The sequence below is a fragment of the Paracoccus sp. MBLB3053 genome (assembly GCF_031822435.1).
GTDB lineage: Bacteria > Pseudomonadota > Alphaproteobacteria > Rhodobacterales > Rhodobacteraceae > Paracoccus > Paracoccus aurantius.
Window position 1 is genome coordinate 1,476,259 of the sequence record NZ_JAVQLW010000001.1, and the last position, 20,051, is coordinate 1,496,309.

Consider the following 20,051-nt stretch of genomic DNA (forward strand, 5'->3'; position numbering starts at 1 on the left):
TCGGGGCCGCCGCGGGGCGGCCCAACTAGCGAACGGATATTTCAACGGGTGAAGACCCGGAGGGACCAGGAAGATGATCGGATTGACTCATTATCTTGTCGTGGGGGCGATACTTTTCGTCACCGGCATTTTCGGGATCTTCGTGAACCGAAAGAACGTCATCGTCATCCTGATGTCGATCGAACTGATGCTGTTGGCGGTGAACATCAACTTCGTCGCCTTTTCGTCGCATCTGGGTGATCTGGCCGGCCAGGTCTTCACGATGTTCATCCTGACTGTTGCGGCTGCCGAGGCAGCCATCGGCCTTGCCATTCTCGTGGTCTTCTTCCGCAACCGCGGCACCATCGCGGTGGAAGACGTCAACGTGATGAAGGGATAAGAAGGTATGGAAAAGGTAGTCCTCTTCGCGCCCCTTCTGGGCTCGCTGATCGCCGGCTTCGGCTGGCGCCTGATCGGCGAGAAAGCCGCGCAATATCTGACCACGGGAATCCTGTTCCTGTGCTGCCTGCTCAGCTGGGTGCTGTTCCTGGGCTTTGACGGCGTGCCGCGCCACATCCCCGTCATGGACTGGGTCGTGTCGGGGGATTTCGTCAGTGAATGGTCGATCCGTCTCGACCGCCTGACCGCGATCATGCTGATCGTGGTGACGACCGTTTCGGCCTTGGTGCACATGTATTCGCTCGGCTACATGGCCCATGACGACAACTGGGACCACCATCACGAGCATTACAAGGCGCGCTTCTTCGCCTATCTCTCGTTCTTCACCTTCGCCATGCTCATGCTGGTGACGGCGGACAACCTCCTGCAGATGTTCTTCGGCTGGGAGGGCGTCGGGGTCGCCTCGTACTTGCTGATCGGTTTCTACTACAAGAAGGCCAGTGCCAATGCCGCGGCGATGAAGGCTTTCATCGTCAACCGGGTCGGCGACTTCGGCTTCCTGCTGGGCATCTTCGGCCTTTACTGGCTGACCGGTTCGATCAGCTTCGACACGATCTTTGGCCAGGTTCCGGAAATCGCGCAGACCCAGATGCATTTCCTGTGGACCGAATGGAATGCGGCGAACCTCTTGGGCTTCCTGCTTTTCGTCGGGGCCATGGGCAAGTCGGCACAGCTTTTCCTGCACACCTGGCTGCCGGACGCGATGGAAGGCCCGACCCCGGTTTCGGCGCTGATCCACGCCGCCACCATGGTGACCGCGGGCGTCTTCCTTGTCTGCCGCATGTCGCCGCTTTATGAATTCGCGCCCGACGCCAAGAACTTCATCGTCATCGTCGGTGCCACCACGGCCTTCTTCGCGGCGACCGTGGGCCTCGTTCAGAACGACATCAAGCGCGTCATCGCCTATTCGACCTGTTCGCAGCTCGGCTACATGTTCGTGGCCGCGGGCGTCGGCGTCTATTCGGCGGCGATGTTCCACCTGCTGACCCACGCCTTCTTCAAGGCCATGCTGTTCCTCGGCGCCGGTTCGGTCATCCACGCGATGCATCACGAACAGGACATGCGGAACTACGGCAACCTGCGCAAGAAGATCCCCTTGACCTTCTGGGCGATGATGATCGGCACCTTCGCCATCACCGGCGTCGGCATTCCGCTGACCCATATCGGCTTCGCGGGCTTCCTGTCCAAGGACGCGATCATCGAAAGCGCCTATGCGGGCAATACCTATGCCTTCTGGATGCTCGTGATCGCGGCCTGCTTCACCAGCTTCTATTCCTGGCGCCTGATTTTCCTGACCTTCTACGGCAAGGAACGCGGCGACCATCATGCGCATGAACATGCCCATGAAAGCCCGCGCGTCATGACGATCCCTCTGGGCGTCCTCGCGATCGGTGCGATCTTTGCCGGCATGGTCTGGTATGGTCCCTTCTTCGGCGACCATCACAAGGTCACCAGTTTCTTCCACATGCCCGGTGGTCATGAAGCGACCGAGGAAGGTCACGGCGAAGCCACTGCCGAGCACGCCACCGCTCCGGTCGAGCATGTGACCGAAGAAGCCGCTACCGATCACGCCTCGGCGGATACGGCCATGGCCGAAGGCGATCACACTTCGGCAGGCCATGCCGCGGACGCGCATGCGACCGAAGGTCACGCCGCAGTCGAGGCCCCGGTCGGCGGAGCGATCTACATGGCACCCGACAATCACATAATGGACGAAGCGCACCACGCACCCTCTTGGGTCAAGGTCTCGCCCTTCATCGCGATGTTGCTCGGGCTTTTCACCGCATGGATCTTCTACATCCGGAGCCCGGAAATCCCGGCGAAACTGGCAAAGGCCCAGCCCGCGCTTTATCAGTTCCTGCTCAACAAGTGGTACTTCGACGAAATCTACAACTTCATCTTCGTCCGCCCGGCGCTTTGGCTTGGCCGTGTCCTTTGGAAAAAGGGCGACGGGGCCACGATCGACGGGGCGATCAACGGGGTTGCCATGGGGCTCGTGCCGCGTCTGACGCGCGCAGCGGTCCGGGTGCAATCGGGCTATCTGTTCCATTATGCCTTCGCGATGGTCGTCGGCATCGTGGGTCTTCTGATCTGGGTGATGATGCGGGGCGCGCACTGATATGACGAACCTACTTTCCATCATCACCTTCCTGCCGATCGTTGCCGCGATCATCATGGCCCTGTTCCTGCGCGGTCAGGACGAGGCCGCGGCGAAGAATGCAAAATGGCTTGCACTGCTGGCGACGACGGCAACCTTCCTGATCTCGCTTTTCGTGCTGATCGGGTTCGACCCGGCCAATACCGGCTTCCAGTTCGTCGAGGATCATGCCTGGATCATGGGGCTGCGCTACAAGATGGGCGTGGACGGGATCTCGGTCCTGTTCGTCCTTCTGACGACCTTCATGATGCCGCTGACGATCCTGTCCTGCTGGCAGGTCGACAACAAGGTCAAGGAATACATGATTGCCTTCCTCGTGCTGGAAGGGCTCATGATCGGCGTGTTCACCGCGCTTGACCTCGTGCTGTTCTACCTGTTCTTCGAGGCGGGGCTGATCCCGATGTTCCTGATCATCGGCATCTGGGGCGGCAAGGACCGCATCTATGCGGCCTTCAAGTTCTTTCTTTATACCTTCCTCGGTTCGGTGCTGATGCTGGTCGCGATGATCGCCATGTACCGCATGGCGGGCACCACCGACATTCCGACGCTCCTGAGCTTCGACTTCCCGCACGAGACCTATCGCCTGCTCGGCCTGACCGTCGTCGGCGGCACGCAGATGCTGCTGTTCCTCGCGTTCTTTGCCAGCTTCGCGGTCAAGATGCCGATGTGGCCGGTCCATACCTGGCTGCCCGACGCGCACGTTCAGGCTCCGACCGCGGGTTCGGTCCTGCTGGCCGCGGTTCTCTTGAAGATGGGCGGCTACGGCTTCCTGCGCTTCTCGCTGCCGATGTTCCCGGTCGCGTCCGACATCATGCAGCCCTTTGTCTTCTGGCTGTCGGCGATCGCCATTGTCTATACCTCGCTGGTGGCGCTGGCGCAGTCCGACATGAAGAAGGTCATCGCCTATTCCTCGGTCGCGCACATGGGCTACGTGACCATGGGGATTTTCGCCGCGAACCAGGTAGGTGTCGATGGCGCGATCTTCCAGATGCTGTCGCACGGCTTCATCTCGGGCGCGCTCTTCCTTTGTGTGGGCGTGATCTACGACCGGATGCACACGCGTGAGATCGACGCCTATGGCGGCCTGGTGAACCGCATGCCGAAATACGCGACGGTGTTCATGTTCTTCACCATGGCAAATGTCGGCCTGCCCGGAACCTCGGGCTTTGTCGGCGAATTCCTGACGCTTCTGGGCACGTTCCGAGCCAATACCTGGGTTGCCCTGGTCGCGGCATCTGGCGTGATCCTGTCGGCCGGTTATGCGCTGTGGCTCTATCGCCGCGTGACGCTTGGCCAGCTGATCAAGGAAAGCCTGAAGTCCATCACCGACATGACCCCGCGCGAGCGCTGGATTTTCGTCCCACTGATCGCAATGACACTGATCCTTGGTGTCTATCCGCGTCTCGTGACCGATGTGACCGGCCCGGCCGTTGCCGCGCTGCTCAATGACTACAACCAAAGCCAGCCGGTGGTCGAAACCGCCGCGGCTGCGACAAGCCACTAGGGGGCGGATATGACCTCGCTCGATTTCACGACCATTCTGCCCGAGGCGCTGTTGGCCGGTTACGCGCTGGCCGCTCTCATGGTCGGGGCCTATCTCGGCAAGGACAAGCTGGCCCGGACGCTGCTCTGGGCCACCGTCGCAGCCCTGCTTGTCGTCGCAGCCATGATCGGCCTTGGCGGCCGCGAAGACATGGCGGCCTTCTACGGCATGTTCATCGATGACGGGTTCTCGCGCTTTGCGAAGGTTGTCATGCTCGTCTCGGGTGCCGCTGTGCTGGCGATGAGCGTCGACTACCTTGAGCGCCGCAAGATGCTGCGCTTCGAATTCCCGATCATCATCACTCTGTCGATCGTCGGCATGATGCTGATGGTCTCGGCCGGAGATCTGCTGACGCTCTACATGGGGCTCGAACTGCAGTCGCTGTCGCTCTATGTCGTGGCCGCGATGCGCCGCGATTCTGCGCGCTCTTCTGAGGCCGGCCTCAAGTATTTCGTGCTGGGCTCGCTCAGCTCGGGGCTGCTGCTTTACGGGGCCTCGCTGGTTTACGGCTTTGCCGGTACCACGAGCTTTGCGGGGATCATCGGGACGATGCAGTCGGGTCAGCTTTCCCTGGGTGTGCTGTTCGGCCTAGTCTTCATGCTGGTTGGTCTTTCCTTCAAGGTTTCGGCTGTGCCGTTCCACATGTGGACGCCCGATGTCTATGAAGGCTCGCCTACCCCGGTGACGGCCTTCTTCGCTTCGGCGCCGAAGGTTGCGGCCATGGCCCTCATCGCGCGCCTGGTCTTTGATGCCTTTGGCCAGGTCATCGGTGACTGGAGCCAGATCATCGCCGCCCTTGCCGTCATGTCGATGTTCCTGGGCTCGATTGCCGGGATCGGTCAGACCAATGTCAAGCGCCTGATGGCCTATTCGTCGATCGCCCATATGGGCTTTGCGCTGGTCGGCCTTGCTGCGGGCTCGTCGCTTGGCGTCCAGGCCATGCTGATCTACATGACCATCTATGCGGTGATGAATGTCGGCACCTTCGCCTTCATCCTGTCTCTCGAGAGGGACGGAACCCCGGTCACGGACCTTGCTTCGCTGAACCGTTTTGCCTGGACCGATCCTGCCAAGGGGCTGGCCGTCCTGGTGCTGATGTTCAGCCTGGCCGGCGTTCCGCCGACCCTGGGCTTCTTCGCAAAGTTCGGCGTCTTGAATGCGGCAGTCGATGCGGGCATGGGCTGGCTTGCGGTCATGGGCGTGATCGCATCGGTCATCGGCGCCTTCTACTACCTGCGCATCGTCTACTACATGTATTTCGGCGCCGAGAATGATGGCGTGACCAGCCGCATGGGTCCGGTCCAATACCTGGCGCTGATGATCCCGGCTGCAGCCATGCTGTTCGGTGCCGTCAGCATGCTGGGAGTGGACGCGGCCGCAGGCCGCGCAGCGGAAAGCCTGCTTGCCCCGACCAGCGCAGATGCCCAGCCGGCGGCTGAAATGCTTCCGGCCGAGCCTGAACGCGTTGAGTGATCCCTGGCCCGAAGGCGTGGGCCGGCATGTCCTGGCCCGCACAGACAGCACGAATAGCGAGGCGATCCGCCTCGCCTCGTCGCTAAGCGGTCCCGCCTGGTTCATGACACATCAACAGGTGGCCGGTCGTGGTCGCCGCGGTCGAGAATGGGTAATGCCGGCGGGTAACTTCGCCGGCACGCTTTTCTTGAGGCCGAAGGGTGGGCCGGCCGCAGCCGCGCAGATTTCCTTCGTGGCCGCGCTTGCGCTCTTCGATGCGCTGAAAGATGCCTGCGGGCCTTCCGCGCGGCTTGCGATCAAATGGCCGAACGATGTGCTGCTGAACGGCGGCAAGGTCGCCGGTATCCTGCTCGAAAGCGCCGGGGCGGGCCAAGACCTGACCGGGCTGGCCGTTGGGATCGGGGTGAACCTGGCTGCCGCACCCGATCCCGCTTCGGTCGAGAAAAGGGCGATTGCGCCTGTCTCGGTCCTGGCGGAAACCGGGTTGACCGTTTCACCCGAAGAGTTTCTCGACCTTCTCGCACCCGCCTTTGCGCGTTGGCTCGGGCAGTTTGAAACTTATGGATTCGCCCCCATCCGTTCGGCCTGGCTTGCGCGTGCTGCGCGGATTGGCGAAACGATCCTTGCCCGGACCGGGCAAGAGGAAACGAAGGGCGTTTTCGAGGGTATAGATGACACGGGTGCCCTCGTACTGAGCACGTCCGCCGGTCGCCGCTGCCTACCCGCTGCCGACGTGTTTTTCGGAGGTTGATCCGCATGCTGCTTTGCATTGACACCGGCAATACCAATACGGTGTTTTCGGTCTGGGATGGCGAACGCTTCCGCGCAACTTGGCGAATCGCGACCGATCACCGCCGCACTGCGGACGAATACTTTGTCTGGCTTTCGACGCTGATGACGCTGCAGAAGCTGGACCTGACGATCACGGACTGCATCATAAGTTCTACCGCGCCGAGGGTCGTGTTCAATCTTCGGGTGCTTTGCAATCGCTATTTCGACACGCGTCCGCTGGTGGTGGGCAAGCCAGATTGCCTTTTGCCCGTTGCACCGCGCGTGGATCAGGGCACGACAGTCGGGCCGGACCGGCTTGTGAATACCGTTGGGGCCTTTGATCGTCACGGGTCCGACCTGATCGTTGTCGATTTCGGTACCGCGACCACCTTCGACGTGGTCGACACGGACGGGGGTTATGTTGGGGGCGTGATTTCTCCGGGTGTGAACCTGAGCCTCGAAGCACTTCACATGGGGGCCGCGAGCCTTCCCCATGTCGATGTCACGATGCCTGAAAAGGTGATCGGCACGAATACTGTCGCCTGCATCCAGTCAGGCATATTTTGGGGCTATATCGGCCTTGTGCAGGGGATCGTCGAGAAGATCCGCGAAGAGAGGGGGCGTCCGATGAAGGTCATCGCGACAGGCGGACTTGCGCCACTCTTCGATCAAGGGTTTGATCTTTTCGATGCGATCGAGGAAGACCTGACCATGCACGGCCTGCGCCTGATCCACGATTACAACAAGGAGATGGCCAATGGCTGAGCGCCTGATTTATCTGCCGCTGGGCGGCGCGGGCGAAATCGGCATGAACGCCTATGTCTATGGTTATGGCGAGCCGGGCAAGGAACGGCTGATCGTCGTCGATCTGGGCGTGACCTTCGGCGACATGGACAGTGCACCGGGCATCGACCTGATCATGGCCGACGTCGCCTGGCTCGAGGACAATCGCGACCGGATCGATGCGATCTTCATTACCCACGCGCATGAAGACCATGTCGGCGCGCTTGGCCTGCTGTGGGGCAAGATCCAGAAGCCGATCCATTGCCGTCGCTTTACCGGCGCGATCGCCCGTCTCAAGATGGAAGAGCTGGGCCAGCCGGTCGACCAGATCCATATCCACGCCCCGCGCCCCGAGGTGATTTCGGCCGGGCCGTTCGAGGTGCAGTTCGTCCCTGTCAGCCACTCGATCCCCGAAAGCTCGGCGCTGGTGATCGACACGCCGGCCGGCCGCATTGTCCATACGGGCGATTTCAAGCTGGACGGCACGCCGGTCATCGGTGAACCCTTCGATCCGATCCTGTGGCACGAGATTGCTCATGAGGGGCAGGGGGTCAAAGTCCTGACCTGCGATTCGACCAATATCTTCTCGACGCATCCCGGTCGCTCCGAGGCGGTGCTGGCCAATCCGCTGCTGGATTTCGTGACGTCGCAGAAGCAGATGGTCGTCGCGACGACCTTCGCGAGCAATATCGCGCGCCTGCGCACGCTGGCCGAGGCGGGTGTCGCTGCGGGCCGCAAGATCTGCCTTCTGGGCCGAGCCATGCGCCGAATGATCACCGTAGGAATCGAAACGGGCATCATCGATCGCTTCCCGCCCGTCATCAGCCCCGAAGAAGCCGCCGAGATGCCGCGTGACAAGGTCATGCTGATCGTCACCGGCAGCCAGGGGGAACGCCGCGCCGCCAGTGCCCAGCTGTCGCGCGGCCGCTATCTGGGGATTGAACTGAAAGAAGGCGACAGCTTCCTGTTCAGCTCGCGCACCATTCCGGGCAATGAGCGCGGCGTGATCCGCATCATGAACCAGCTCAGCGAAAAGGGCGTCGATCTGTTTGATGCCGATGACGGCATGTATCACGTTTCGGGGCATGCGAACCGCCCGGACATCGAGGCGGTGCATGAACTGCTCAAGCCGCAGATCGTGATCCCGATGCATGGCGAACACATGCATCTGCGCGAGCATATGAAGCTGGCCGAGGCGCGGGGCATCCCCTCGATGGTCGTGACGAATGGCATGATGGTCGATCTGGCGGGCGACAGGCCACGTGTCGTCGACCAGATCGATTCGGGCCGGCTTTATCTGGATGGCTCGGTCCTGATCGGGGCCATGGACGGCGTTGTCCGGGATCGCATCCGCATGGCTTTGAACGGCCACGCCCTCGTTTCGGTCATCGTGGATGAGGATGACAATCCGCTTCCCGATGCCTGGGTCGAGCTTTCGGGCCTGCCCGAACTGGGTCGGGCCCGCGTTCCACTTGCCAGCAATATCGAAAGCGAGCTTGCCGAGTTCCTTGAACGCGTCGACGACCGCACGGCGAGGGATGATGACCGCCTGGAAGAGGCCGTGCGCAAGATCACCCGGCAGGTTTCGATGGAGGAAATCGGCAAGAAACCCGAGGTGACTGTCATCATCTCGCGTCTCGCAGCGGAATGACTTGACCTTGTGCCGCGTCCTTTCTATGGCGCGGCATGAGCGAATTCGATCCGAATCCCCCGCGCCGCAATTTCTACGGCCGCCGTCACGGCAAGACGCTGCGCCAGAGCCAGAAGGGCTATCTGTCCGAAGATCTGGGCAGCCTTCGGCCGTTTGGCATCACCGTGCAAGACAATCCAGAACGGGCGCCGGTCGCTCCCGAAACGATCTTCGGCGATGATCGCCCGATCTGGCTTGAGGTCGGCTTCGGCGGGGGTGAGCACATGGTCCACATGGCCGCGCGCTATCCCGGGATCGGGATCATCGGTTGCGAGCCCTTCATCAACGGCGTCGCGATGCTTCTGGGCAAGATCCGCGCGGCGGGCGTCGAGAATGTCAGCGTGCATCCCGGCGATGCGCGCGACCTGATGGATGTGTTCCCAGAACATTCGATCAGCAAGGCGTTCCTGAACTATCCCGACCCCTGGCCCAAGGCGCGTCACCATCGTCGCCGCTTCGTCACGCCCGAACATCTGATCCCGCTGTCCCGCGTCATGAAGCCCGGCGCCGAATTCCGGGTGGCGACTGACATTCCCGATTACGTCCGCCAGACGCTCGAGGAAGTTCCGCTGGCCGGGTTCGATCTGGTCAGCGAAGGGCCGGATGCCTGGGACGACTGGCTCAGCACCCGCTATGAACAAAAGGCACTGCGTGAAGGCCGCGTGCCGCATTATGTGACCTTCCGCCGCCAGGGCTGATTGCAAGCCCCCTTTGTGACCGCTATCACCTTGGCGACGACAAGAGGGGGCCTTCCATGTCACATTCCGACGCACCGCTTTCGATGACCGCTCGCCGCTCGGGCCCGCTCAAAGGTGAAGCGAAGGTGCCCGGCGACAAGTCGATCAGCCACCGTGCCCTGATCCTTGGTGCGCTCTCCGTCGGCGAAACGCATATCACGGGCCTTCTGGAAGGCGAGGATGTGCTGGACACCGCCAAGGCCATGCAGGCATTCGGCGCGCAGATCGAGCGTGTGGGGGAAGGCGAATGGAAGGTCAACGGTGTCGGCGTCGGGGGCTTTGCCGAGCCTGAGGGCGTCATTGATTGCGGCAATTCCGGCACCGGTGTCCGCCTGATCATGGGAGCCATGGCGACGAGCCCGATCACGGCCACTTTCACCGGAGATGCGAGCCTTTCGCGTCGACCCATGGGGCGCGTGACAGACCCGCTGGAGCTGTTCGGCTGCGAAGTCACCTCGCGGGAGGGCAAGCGCCTTCCCGTGACGATCAGGGGCGCGGTTGAGCCCGTGCCCGTGCGCTACAAGACCCCCGTGGCCAGCGCCCAGATCAAGTCGGCGGTCCTGCTGGCCGGGCTGAACGCCCCCGGCGAGACGGTCGTGATCGAATCCGAAGCGACCCGTGACCATACCGAACGAATGCTTGCGGGCTTTGGTGCGACCATTACCACTGAAGTGACCGAGGAAGGCCGCGTCATCACGCTGAAGGGACGGCCCGAACTGGTTCCGCAACCCGTTGCCGTGCCTCGCGACCCGTCGAGCGCCGCATTCCCGGTTGCCGCCGCGCTGATCGTTCCCGGATCGGAAATTCGCGTGCCGGGTGTCAGCCGCAACCCGACCCGTGACGGGCTTTACGTCACCCTCCTGGAAATGGGGGCAGACATCACCTTTGAAAATGAACGCGAAGAGGGCGGTGAGCCGGTCGCAGATCTGGTCGTGCGTCACGGGCCGCTGAAGGGTGTCACCGTCCCGGCAGACCGAGCCGCGAGCATGATCGACGAATATCCGATCCTGTCCGTCATCGCCTGTTTTGCCGAAGGCACGACGGTCATGCAGGGCGTGCATGAACTGCGCGTCAAGGAAAGTGACCGGATCGAAGCCATGGCGGTGGGGCTGAGGGCAAATGGTGCAAGTGTCGAGGATACCGAAGACACGATGACCGTTCACGGCACACAGGGGCTCAAGGGTGGGGCAACCGCCGCGACCCATATCGACCACAGGATTGCAATGTCGTTCCTTGTTGCGGGGCTTGCCTCGCAACAGCCCATCAGTGTCGACGATGGCAGCCCGATCGCGACGTCTTTCCCGGATTTCCTGCCGCTGATGAAGACATTGGGCGCGCAGATCGACTGATCGCTATGTCCCAGCGGGAAGGCGCGCGGGGCGCCTTTCCGCTTTCCCACCGTCAGCCTGCCTTTGCGACCTCGGGATAGCCCAGCCCGGCCAGTGCCGCGCCGATCTCGTCCAGGATTGCAGGATCGTCGATTGTCGCGGGAACCTTGAAATCCTGCCCGTCGGCGATCTTGGCCATTGTCGCCCGCAAGATCTTGCCCGAGCGTGTCTTGGGCAGGCGATCGACCACGCACGCCGTCTTGAAGGCAGCAACGGGTCCGATCCGTTCGCGAACCATCTTCACGACCTCCTTGACGATCTGGTCATGCTGGGTCTGCACCCCTGCCTTGAGGCACAGAAAGCCCAGCGGCGACTGTCCCTTAAGCGCATCCGAGACGCCGATCACGGCGCATTCCGCAACGGCAGGGTGGCTGGCCAGAACTTCTTCCATCGCCCCGGTCGAGAGCCTGTGGCCGGCGACATTGATGACATCATCGGTGCGGGCCATGATGTAGAGATAACCGTCTTCGTCGATATAACCCGCGTCGCCGGTTTCGTAATAGCCGGCGAAATGTTCGAGATAGCTCTTGCGGAAACGCTCTTCGGCCTGCCACAGCGTCGGCAAGGTGCCGGGGGGCAGGGGCAGCCTGATTGCAATGGCGCCCAGTTTGCCCGCCGGAAGGTCGTTACCGTCTTCATCGAGCACGCGCACGTCATAGCCGGGCATAGGCACCGAGGGCGAGCCAAGCTTGGTCGGAAGGGTTTCGATGCCGATCGGGTTCGCGGCGATCGCCCAGCCGGTTTCCGTTTGCCACCAGTGATCGACGACGGGGACGCCCAGATGTTCCTGCGCCCATTTCACCGTGTCGGGATCGGCCCGTTCCCCGGCAAGGAACAGCGCCTGCAGATCGTGCAGCTTGTAGCGTCTGATCCAGTCGCCATTCGGGTCTTCGCGGCGAATGGCGCGCAATGCGGTCGGCGCGGTGAAGAAGCTCTTGATGCGGTGGTTCTGGATGATGCGCCAGAAGACGCCCGGATGCGGCGTGCCGATGGGCTTGCCTTCGAACACCACGGTCGTTGCACCGGACAGCAGCGGGCCATAGCAGATATAGCTGTGACCGACGACCCAGCCCACATCCGACGCGGCCCAGAAGCGGTCGCCCGCGTCGATATTGTAGATGTTCTTCATCGACCATTGCAGCGCGACAAGATGGCCGGCGGTGTGGCGCACGACCCCTTTTGGCTGCCCGGTCGTGCCTGAGGTGTAAAGGATGTAGGCCGGATGATTTCCTTCGACCGGGACGCATTCGGCGGGCTTCACGCCATACTGGAAACCGTGCCAGGCAAAATCGCGGCCCTCGACCAGCTTGGCCACTTCCTGTTCTCGCTGGAAGATGACGCAGAATTCCGGCTTGTGCGCGGCAAGATCGATGGCTGCATCCAGCAGGGGCTTGTAATGCACGACCCGGTTGGGTTCGAGCCCGCAGGACGCCGCAATGATTGCCTTGGGTCGGCAGTCGTCGATCCGCACGGCCAGTTCATTTGCGGCAAAGCCGCCGAAGACGACCGAGTGAATAGCGCCCAGCCGGGCGCAGGCCAGCATCGCTTCGATCGCTTCGGGAATCATCGGCATGTAGATGATGACGCGGTCGCCCTTTTCAACGCCACGCATCCGCAGTGCACCCGCGAGCGACGCGACCCGGTCCTGAAGCTGCTTGTAGGTGATGCCCTTGGTCGAAAGCGTGACAGGGCTTTCGTGCATGATCGCGATCTGCTCGCCCCGCCCGGCAAGGACATGGCGATCGACGGCGTTCCAGCAGGCATTGACCATGCCGTCCGAGAACCATTCGTAGATCGGCGCCTTGTCGTCAAAAAGTGCTTTCGAAGGCTTGCGGTGCCAGTCGATCGCATCCGCTGCCTGCATCCAGAACCCTTCCGGGTCCGCCTGCCAGGCGGCATAGACGTCCTGATACCCCATCCTGCTCTCCTCCTCCCAAAGGCATGGGAGGAGTTAGGCAAGCTCTGGTCGTTGCGGCAAGACTGTTAACGGTCAAACTGACGGCGAGGATTGCAGAAATTTGCAGAAACTGTCTCGCGATCGGACAGGAATTTGCAAACCCCGCAATTATTTGCTGCGGCGCAGAAAAAAATCCGGAAGTTTGCAAAACGCTGAGGAAGGCGGAACGGGCGAAAAGAATCGCCCGACCCAAGGCAGACTCAGCCGTAATGGCCGACCGGCGTACCGGCGAGCACGCTCATGTTCAAAAGCCCACGTGTCGTGACCGAGGGGGTGACGATATGGGCCCTGTTGCCCATGCCCATCAGGATCGGGCCGACCTCAAGCCCGTTGGCCTTGAGCTTGAGCGCGTTTCGCACCCCCGAAGCCGCATCGGTATCGGCAAAGATCAGGACGTTTGCCGTGCCTTCGAGGCGAGAGTTCGGCATCAGCCTTTCCCGGACTTTTGGATCCAACGCGGCATCGACATGCATCTCGCCTTCGAAGATGAAATCGGCCTCATGTGCTTCCAGCAGCGCCATCGCGGCCCGCATGCGACGACCGGAATCCGTGTCTAGGTTGCCGAACTGCGAATGGCTGCACAGCGCGATCTTGGGGGTCAGGCCAAAGCGGCGGACATGGCGGGCAGCGCCGATGGCCGTCTCGGCGATCTGGTCGGGCGCCGGCTGGTGATGAACCTGCGTGTCCGCGATGAACAGCGGGCCGTCTTCGAGGATCATCAGCGACAGCGCGCCATGCGGTCGCAGGCCGTCGCGGGCCAGAACCTGCGTGATGTAGTTCAGGTGCCAGCTATATTGGCCGAACGTGCCGCAGATCAGGCTGTCTGCCTCGCCGCGGTGGACCATGACGGCCCCGATGGCGGTGGTATTGGTGCGCATGATCGCGCGCGCGACCTCGGGTGTCACGCCGCGCCGGGCCATCAGCTCGTGATAAGTGCCCCAATAGTCGCGGTAACGCGGGTCGTTCTCGGGGTTCACGATCTCGAAGTCGCGCCCCGGCCTGATCGGCAGGCCAGCGCGTTCCGCCCGCATGGCGATGACTTCGGGGCGGCCAATCAGGATCGGAGCGTCGGTCGTCTCTTCCAGCATGGCATTGGCGGCCCGCAGGACGCGTTCATCTTCGCCCTCCGCGAAGACAATGCGACGGTTCACCGTAGCGGCAGCCTCGAAGACGGGGCGCATGATCATTGCCGAGCGGAAGACCGAACTGTCGAGCTTGCGCTTGTAGGCGGCAATATCCTCGATTGGCCGTGACGCAACGCCGGTCTCCATCGCGGCTTTCGCCACGGCGGATGAAACGACACCGATCAGGCGCGGGTCGAACGGCTTCGGGATCAGGTATTCCGGGCCGAAGGTCAGGGTTTCACCGCGATAGGCCATGGCCGCTTCGGCCGAGGTCGTGGCGCGGGCAAGGGCCGCGATGCCTTCGATGCAGGCCAGCTGCATCTCGTCGTTGATCGTGGTCGCGCCAACATCCAGCGCGCCGCGGAAGATGAAGGGGAAGCACAGGACATTGTTGACCTGGTTCGGGTAATCCGAGCGCCCGGTGGCGATGAGCGCGTCCGGTGCGACGCTGCGCACGTCTTCGGGCAGGATCTCGGGAGTGGGGTTCGCCAATGCGAAGACGATCGGGCGGCTCGCCATGCGAGCGACCATCTCGGGCGCCAGCACGCCGGGACCGGAAAGACCAAGGAACAGGTCGGCGCCATCAATGACCTGATCAAGCGTGCGCAGATCGCTGAATTGCGCAAATTCGGCCTTTTGCGGGGTCATCTGCTCTTCGCGGCCCTCGTGGACGAGACCGGCGATGTCGCAGAGCCAGACGTTTTCGCGTCGCACACCCAGTTTCAGCAGCATGTTGAGGCAGGCGATGCCCGCCGCTCCGCCGCCGGTCGAGACGACCTTGATGTCTTCGAACTTCTTGCCCGCGATGCGCAGCGCATTGGTTGCGGCGGCGCCGACGACGATGGCTGTGCCGTGCTGGTCGTCATGGAAGACCGGAATGTTCATCCGCTCGCGGCAGATCTTCTCGACGATGAAACAGTCGGGGGCCTTGATGTCCTCAAGGTTGATTGCGCCGAAGCTCGGTTCCAACGCACAGACGATCTCGGCCAGCTTTTCCGGGTCGGGCTGGTCAAGTTCGATGTCGAAGCAGTCGATATTGGCGAACTTCTTGAAAAGAACGGCCTTGCCTTCCATCACGGGTTTCGAGGCAAGGGCACCGATATTGCCCAGTCCAAGCACGGCCGTCCCGTTCGAGACCACCGCGACAAGATTGCCGCGTGCCGTGTAGCGTGCCGCGGTCGAGGGATCGGCCTTGATTTCGAGACAGGCTTCGGCAACGCCCGGGGAATAGGCGCGGCTCAGGTCGCGGCCATTGGCAAGCGGCTTAGTTGCCCGGACTTCGAGTTTTCCGGGGCGCGGAAACTCGTGGTAATCCAGCGCGGCCTGCCTTGCATTGTCCTGCCTGCGTTCTTCCATGACGCGACCTCCTCTCAAGATGGTTCAGCGTTAAACTATTTTTGACGCGACGAACAGAGGGCGCGTCGGAATGCCTTGCACTTGCAACACCATGGGACGGGGCGCAATGATGAACAGGAGAATGACGGCTATGTGAAAGGTGCGGGGATGACGCTTCTGGATGCGGCGCGCGAGGTGAGGGAAAGGGCTTATGCGCCATATTCCAAGTTCAAGGTCGGCGCGGCGGTGCGCGGCGCGTCGGGCCGGGTCTATCACGGCTGCAATGTCGAGAACGTCGCGTTCCCCGAGGGTACCTGCGCCGAGGCGGGTGCCATCGCCCTGATGGTCGCAAGCGGCGAGACCGAGTTGGTCGAGGTGGCCGTGATTGCCGATAGCCCGGCGCCCGTTCCCCCCTGTGGTGGCTGTCGCCAGAAGCTGGCCGAGTTCGGCAGAGGCGACACGCCCGTCTTGCTTGCCACGACCGATGGAAAGACGCTTTCCACCACGATCGGGGAATTGCTGCCGGGTCGGTTCGACATCTCGCATATGTCGGGCATCGAATGACCCAGCCCGATCCCCGTCCGGTGATTGCGGGGGTCCGCGACGGTCGCGGCCTTGATGAGGCGGGCGCGGCACTGATCTCGCGCGGGATCGCGGAAGGTTGGGTCAGCGATGCACAGGCCGGGGCCTTTGCCATGGCGGTCCTGCTCTCGGGCCTGGATGAGGCCGGTCGCGTCGCACTGACAAAGGCCATGCGCGATTCTGGTCACGTCATGCGATGGGATCTTCCCGGCCCCGTAGTCGACAAGCATTCCACGGGCGGGATCGGGGATACGGTCAGCCTTGTCCTTGCCCCGCTGGTCGCCAGTTGCGGGGCCTTTGTCCCGATGATCTCGGGCCGAGGCTTGGGCCATACCGGCGGTACGCTGGACAAGCTGGAGGCCATTCCCGGCTTTCAGACCGACTTGAGCGAGGAAGAATTCCGCAGCATCGTGTCCGGTCAGGGCTGCGCGATCGTCTCCGCCAGCCGCGAGCTCGCACCTGCGGATGCCCGGCTCTATGCGATCCGCGACGAAAGTGCCACGGTCGGTTCGATCGACCTGATCACCGCGTCGATCCTGTCCAAGAAGCTGGCGGCGGGACTCGATGGGTTGGTGTTGGACGTCAAGCAGGGCACCGGCGCCTTTTTGCGATCTCCCCAGGCGGCGCTGGAATTGGCGCAGGTCCTGGTCGATACGGCCAATGGCGCTGGTTGCCCGACGCGGGCCTATGTCACGGACATGGATCAGCCGCTGGCCCGTGCGGCAGGCAATGCCCTGGAGCTGCGCGAAGCCATCGCTGTTCTGAAAGGCGAAAAAGGCGCATTGGCCGAATTGTCGCTGGCGCTGTCAGAAGCCTGCCTTGCGCTGGTCGGCCTTGCCGGTGCCGAGAAGGCTTTGGCGTCGGGTTTCGCCGCCGAGCGCTTCGCGCGCATGGTCGTCGCGCAGGGAGGTCCCACCGACCTGCTGGATCAGCCGGATGCCCATCTGCCCTCGGCCCCAACCATCCTTCCCATACCGGCGGAGGGCCGCGTCGCCGCAATCGATGTCGAGGCGCTTGGCCATGCCGTGGTCGCGCTGGGTGGTGGCCGTCTGCATGCAGGTGATCGCATCGACCCGCGGGTGGGTCTTGCGGATCTTCTGCGGATCGGAGAAGAGGCCGGACCCGATCGGCCGCTCGGCTTCGTTCATGCGGCGAACGAGGCGGCTGCCGCAGCGGCTGTCGCGACCGTCCAGGCCGCCTATCTGATGGGAGACGGCCCCGCGCCCGGTCCCTTGATCCGATGCGAGGTTTCCCCGGCATGACCGCCCCCAGCCAGCGCCGCGCCTTCCTGATCGTGATGGATTCCGTGGGAATTGGCGGGGCGCCTGATGCCAACCAGTTCTTCAACGACACCTTGCCCGATACCGGGGCGAACACCCTTGCTCATATCGCGCAGGCCCGCCCGCTTCACATGCCGCATCTGGACGCCTTGGGTCTGGGCGCGGCGATCGGGCTGGCAAGCGGGGACGACGCGCCGGGCCTTGGTGCGGAACCCAGGGGGCTTTGGGGGGGCGCGACCGAGGCGTCACGCGGCAAGGACACCCCGTCGGGTCACTGGGAAATCGCCGGTGTCGCCGTGCCTTGGGAATGGCACTACTTTCCCGACACCCATCCCAGCTTTCCCGCCGAGCTTTCGCAGCGTATCGCGGAAGCAGCCGGAACGGCAGGGATACTTGGGGACGAACATGCCTCGGGAACCGAGATCATCGCGCGCTTGGGCGAGGACCACCTGAAGACCGGCTGGCCGATCTGCTATACCTCTGCCGACAGTGTGCTGCAGATCGCCGCGCATGAGGAAAGCTTCGGGCTCGAACGCCTCTATGGGCTGTGCAGGGATGTGGCCAAGATGGTCCACCCGATGCGTGTCGGCCGGGTCATCGCGCGCCCGTTTGTGGGCGAGCCAGGCAGCTTCGCAAGAACGCCGAACCGCCGGGATTATGCCATCGCGCCTCCGGGACGGACGATCCTCGATGCTGCGCAGGAGGAGGGCCGCGTCACCCATGCGATCGGCAAGATCGGCGACATCTTCTCGCATCGCGGCATAACTCACCTGCACAAGGGCAAGTCCGACGCCGATCTGGCCGAGCACCTTCTGCGACTGGCGGACGAGGCCGAGCCTGGCAGCCTGACATTCGCCAATTTCGTCGAGTTCGACAGCCTTTATGGGCATCGCCGCGATATCGGGGGTTATGCGGATGCGCTGGAATGGTTCGACGAGGTCGCGGGCAAGATGATAGGGCGGCTCGGCAACGGCGATCTTGCCATTTTCACCGCCGATCATGGCAATGATCCAAGCTGGCCCGGCACGGATCACACGCGCGAGCGTGTTCCCGTGCTGGGCTGGGGACTGGGGGCTCGAGCGGTCGGGCAGGTCGGTTTTGTCGATATCGCGGCCTCGGTGGCCGCACATCTTGGTTTGCCAGCAGTGGGTCCGGGAAGGTCGTTTCTATGAAGTCATTGAACAAGGTCGAATTGCATCTGCATCTTGAAGGCGCCGCCCCGCCCGGCTTCATCCGGGGACTCGCTGCCGAGAAGCAGCAGGACATGGGTGACATCTTTGATGATCGTGGAAATTACAGCTATGACGGTTTCAATGATTTCCTGCGGGCCTACGAGGCCGCGACAAGCGTGCTGGCGACGCCTTCCGATTATGCCCGACTGCTCTCGGAAGTGCTGAACGAATGCGGCGAACAGGGCGCGATCTATGTCGAGTTGTTCGTTTCTCCCGAGTTCTGCGGTGGGGCCGATCTTTCAGCATGGCGTGACTATCTTGCCGCGATGGAGGAGGTCGCCAACGCCTATGCGCTGAGCGGGGTGGAAAGCCGCGCGATCGCAACCTGCATCCGTCACTTCGGGCCGGACCGGGCGAAGAAGACGGCGCTTTGCGCGGCCGAGACGGCCGGGGGATGGGTGGCAGGTCTCGGGCTGGCCGGGGCCGAGGATCTTGGCGCGCCGGGCGATTTTGCTTGGGCCTACGACTGTGCGCGTGAGGCCGAATTGGGTCTGACCGCCCACGCCGGAGAGTGGAGGGGCCCGGAATCCATCCGGGCGGCTCTTGAGCTGGGTGTGACACGCATCGGACATGGCATCCGGGCGATCGAGGATCCGGCGCTGGTGCGTGATCTTGCCGACCAGGGCATCACGCTCGAAGTCTGCCCGGGATCGAACATTGCTCTGGGCATTGTGCCGGATTGGCGCGATCACCCGATCGCGCGACTGGCCGATGCCGGCGTTCGCGTCACCATATCGACGGATGACCCGCCGTTCTTTCGAACCTCGCTTGCACATGAATACGAAATGCTTGCAGAGACCTTTGGCTGGTCCGAGACAGAGTTCCAGCAGATGAACCTTTGGGCCCTCGACGCTGCCTTTTGCGACAATGTCACTCGGGACCGACTGAAACAGGAGCTTTCATGACCCATCAGCATCTGACCGTCGTCGACCATCCTCTGGTGCAGCACAAGCTGACGCTGATGCGCGACAAGACCACCTCGACCGCAAGCTTCCGCCGCCTGCTGCGCGAAATCAGCCTGCTGCTGGCCTATGAGGTCACACGCGAGCTTGAGATGACCACGACCCGTATCGAAACTCCGCTTCAGCCGATGGACGCGCCGCTGCTGGAAGGCAAGAAGCTGGCGCTCATCTCGATCCTGCGCGCAGGAAACGGGCTGATGGACGGCATCCTTGAGCTGATCCCGGCCGCTCGAGTGGGGTTCATCGGCCTTTATCGCGACCCGGAGACGCTTCAGCCGGTCGAGTATTACTGCAAGGTCCCGAGCGAGCTTGATTCGCGCATGTCGATTGTGGTCGACCCGATGTTGGCGACCGGCAATTCCTCGGTTGCGGCGATCGACATGCTGAAGGCCAAGGGCGCGCGCAATATCCGCTTCCTCTGCCTGCTGGCCTCGCCCGAGGGTGTCGCGCGCATGAAGGAAGCCCACCCCGACGTGCCGATCGTGACGGCGTCTCTGGACGAATGCCTGAACGATCACGGCTACATCGTCCCCGGTCTGGGCGATGCGGGCGATCGTATGTTCGGCACAAAGTGAGCCGCGGTTAACCTGACGTTCAG

Annotated in this window: 16 protein-coding genes; 14 read left to right on the plus strand and 2 right to left on the minus strand. The window is 62.7% G+C overall.

Going from position 1 to position 20,051, the window contains the following annotated elements:
- The first annotated feature begins 73 nt into the window (after positions 1-73).
- From nuoK to aroA, 9 genes are read left to right on the plus strand one after another with little or no spacing between them, the layout of a single operon-like run.
- A complete protein-coding gene (gene nuoK / locus RGQ15_RS07485; RefSeq protein ID WP_311159589.1) occupies positions 74-379 on the plus strand; it encodes an NADH-quinone oxidoreductase subunit NuoK in 306 nt (101 codons plus the stop codon).
- Between the two features lie 6 nt (positions 380-385).
- Positions 386-2,557 carry an NADH-quinone oxidoreductase subunit L gene (gene nuoL, locus RGQ15_RS07490; RefSeq protein ID WP_311159590.1) on the plus strand — a complete coding sequence of 724 codons (2,172 nt, stop codon included), beginning with the start codon at positions 386-388 and terminating at the stop codon, positions 2,555-2,557.
- A gap of 1 nt (position 2,558) precedes the next feature.
- Positions 2,559-4,100 carry an NADH-quinone oxidoreductase subunit M gene (locus RGQ15_RS07495; protein WP_311159591.1) on the plus strand — a complete coding sequence of 514 codons (1,542 nt, stop codon included), beginning with the start codon at positions 2,559-2,561 and terminating at the stop codon, positions 4,098-4,100.
- A gap of 9 nt (positions 4,101-4,109) precedes the next feature.
- Positions 4,110-5,612, plus strand: a complete 1,503-nt coding sequence (gene nuoN / locus RGQ15_RS07500; RefSeq protein WP_311159592.1) for an NADH-quinone oxidoreductase subunit NuoN — start codon at positions 4,110-4,112, stop codon at positions 5,610-5,612.
- Positions 5,605-6,363, plus strand: coding sequence for a biotin--[acetyl-CoA-carboxylase] ligase (locus RGQ15_RS07505; protein WP_311159593.1), 759 nt, complete (start codon positions 5,605-5,607; stop codon positions 6,361-6,363). Before nuoN ends, RGQ15_RS07505 begins: the two co-directional genes overlap by 8 nt.
- A 5-nt stretch (positions 6,364-6,368) precedes the next feature.
- Complete coding sequence (locus RGQ15_RS07510; RefSeq protein ID WP_311159594.1) at positions 6,369-7,148, plus strand: type III pantothenate kinase; 780 nt, start codon at positions 6,369-6,371, stop codon at positions 7,146-7,148.
- Positions 7,141-8,817 (plus strand): ribonuclease J, encoded by a 1,677-nt coding sequence (locus RGQ15_RS07515; protein ID WP_311159595.1) that lies wholly within the window; start codon positions 7,141-7,143, stop codon positions 8,815-8,817. The genes RGQ15_RS07510 and RGQ15_RS07515 overlap by 8 nt, the downstream gene beginning before the upstream one ends.
- 35 nt (positions 8,818-8,852) lie before the next feature.
- Positions 8,853-9,554, plus strand: coding sequence for a tRNA (guanine(46)-N(7))-methyltransferase TrmB (gene trmB / locus RGQ15_RS07520; protein WP_311159596.1), 702 nt, complete (start codon positions 8,853-8,855; stop codon positions 9,552-9,554).
- A 56-nt stretch (positions 9,555-9,610) separates the two neighbouring features.
- Positions 9,611-10,942 (plus strand): 3-phosphoshikimate 1-carboxyvinyltransferase, encoded by a 1,332-nt coding sequence (gene aroA, locus RGQ15_RS07525; protein ID WP_311159597.1) that lies wholly within the window; start codon positions 9,611-9,613, stop codon positions 10,940-10,942.
- Positions 10,943-10,994: 52 nt separating this feature from the next.
- On the opposite strand, the gene RGQ15_RS07530 is transcribed toward aroA, so the two are convergent.
- Both RGQ15_RS07530 and RGQ15_RS07535 read right to left on the minus strand, forming a co-directional pair.
- The gene (locus RGQ15_RS07530) at positions 10,995-12,899 is read right to left on the minus strand and encodes a propionyl-CoA synthetase (RefSeq protein ID WP_311159598.1); all 1,905 of its coding nucleotides are present in this window, start codon (positions 12,897-12,899) and stop codon (positions 10,995-10,997) included.
- 239 nt (positions 12,900-13,138) lie between these two features.
- Complete coding sequence (locus RGQ15_RS07535; RefSeq protein WP_311159599.1) at positions 13,139-15,418, minus strand: NADP-dependent malic enzyme; 2,280 nt, start codon at positions 15,416-15,418, stop codon at positions 13,139-13,141.
- 81 nt (positions 15,419-15,499) lie between these two features.
- Between RGQ15_RS07535 and RGQ15_RS07540 the strand changes: the two genes are divergently transcribed.
- Genes RGQ15_RS07540 through upp form a run of 5 tightly spaced genes read left to right on the plus strand, consistent with a single transcriptional unit; the run spans position 15,500 to position 20,028 of the window.
- Entirely contained in the window at positions 15,500-15,961 is a 462-nt protein-coding gene (locus RGQ15_RS07540) for a cytidine deaminase (protein WP_311159600.1), read from the plus strand.
- Positions 15,958-17,241, plus strand: a complete 1,284-nt coding sequence (locus tag RGQ15_RS07545; RefSeq protein WP_311159601.1) for a thymidine phosphorylase — start codon at positions 15,958-15,960, stop codon at positions 17,239-17,241. Before RGQ15_RS07540 ends, RGQ15_RS07545 begins: the two co-directional genes overlap by 4 nt.
- A complete protein-coding gene (locus RGQ15_RS07550) occupies positions 17,238-18,431 on the plus strand; it encodes a phosphopentomutase (protein WP_311159602.1) in 1,194 nt (397 codons plus the stop codon). The genes RGQ15_RS07545 and RGQ15_RS07550 overlap by 4 nt, the downstream gene beginning before the upstream one ends.
- Positions 18,428-19,396 carry an adenosine deaminase gene (locus tag RGQ15_RS07555; RefSeq protein ID WP_311159603.1) on the plus strand — a complete coding sequence of 323 codons (969 nt, stop codon included), beginning with the start codon at positions 18,428-18,430 and terminating at the stop codon, positions 19,394-19,396. The genes RGQ15_RS07550 and RGQ15_RS07555 overlap by 4 nt, the downstream gene beginning before the upstream one ends.
- The gene (upp, locus tag RGQ15_RS07560; RefSeq protein ID WP_311159604.1) at positions 19,393-20,028 is read left to right on the plus strand and encodes a uracil phosphoribosyltransferase; all 636 of its coding nucleotides are present in this window, start codon (positions 19,393-19,395) and stop codon (positions 20,026-20,028) included. Before RGQ15_RS07555 ends, upp begins: the two co-directional genes overlap by 4 nt.
- Positions 20,029-20,051 lie beyond the last annotated feature (23 nt).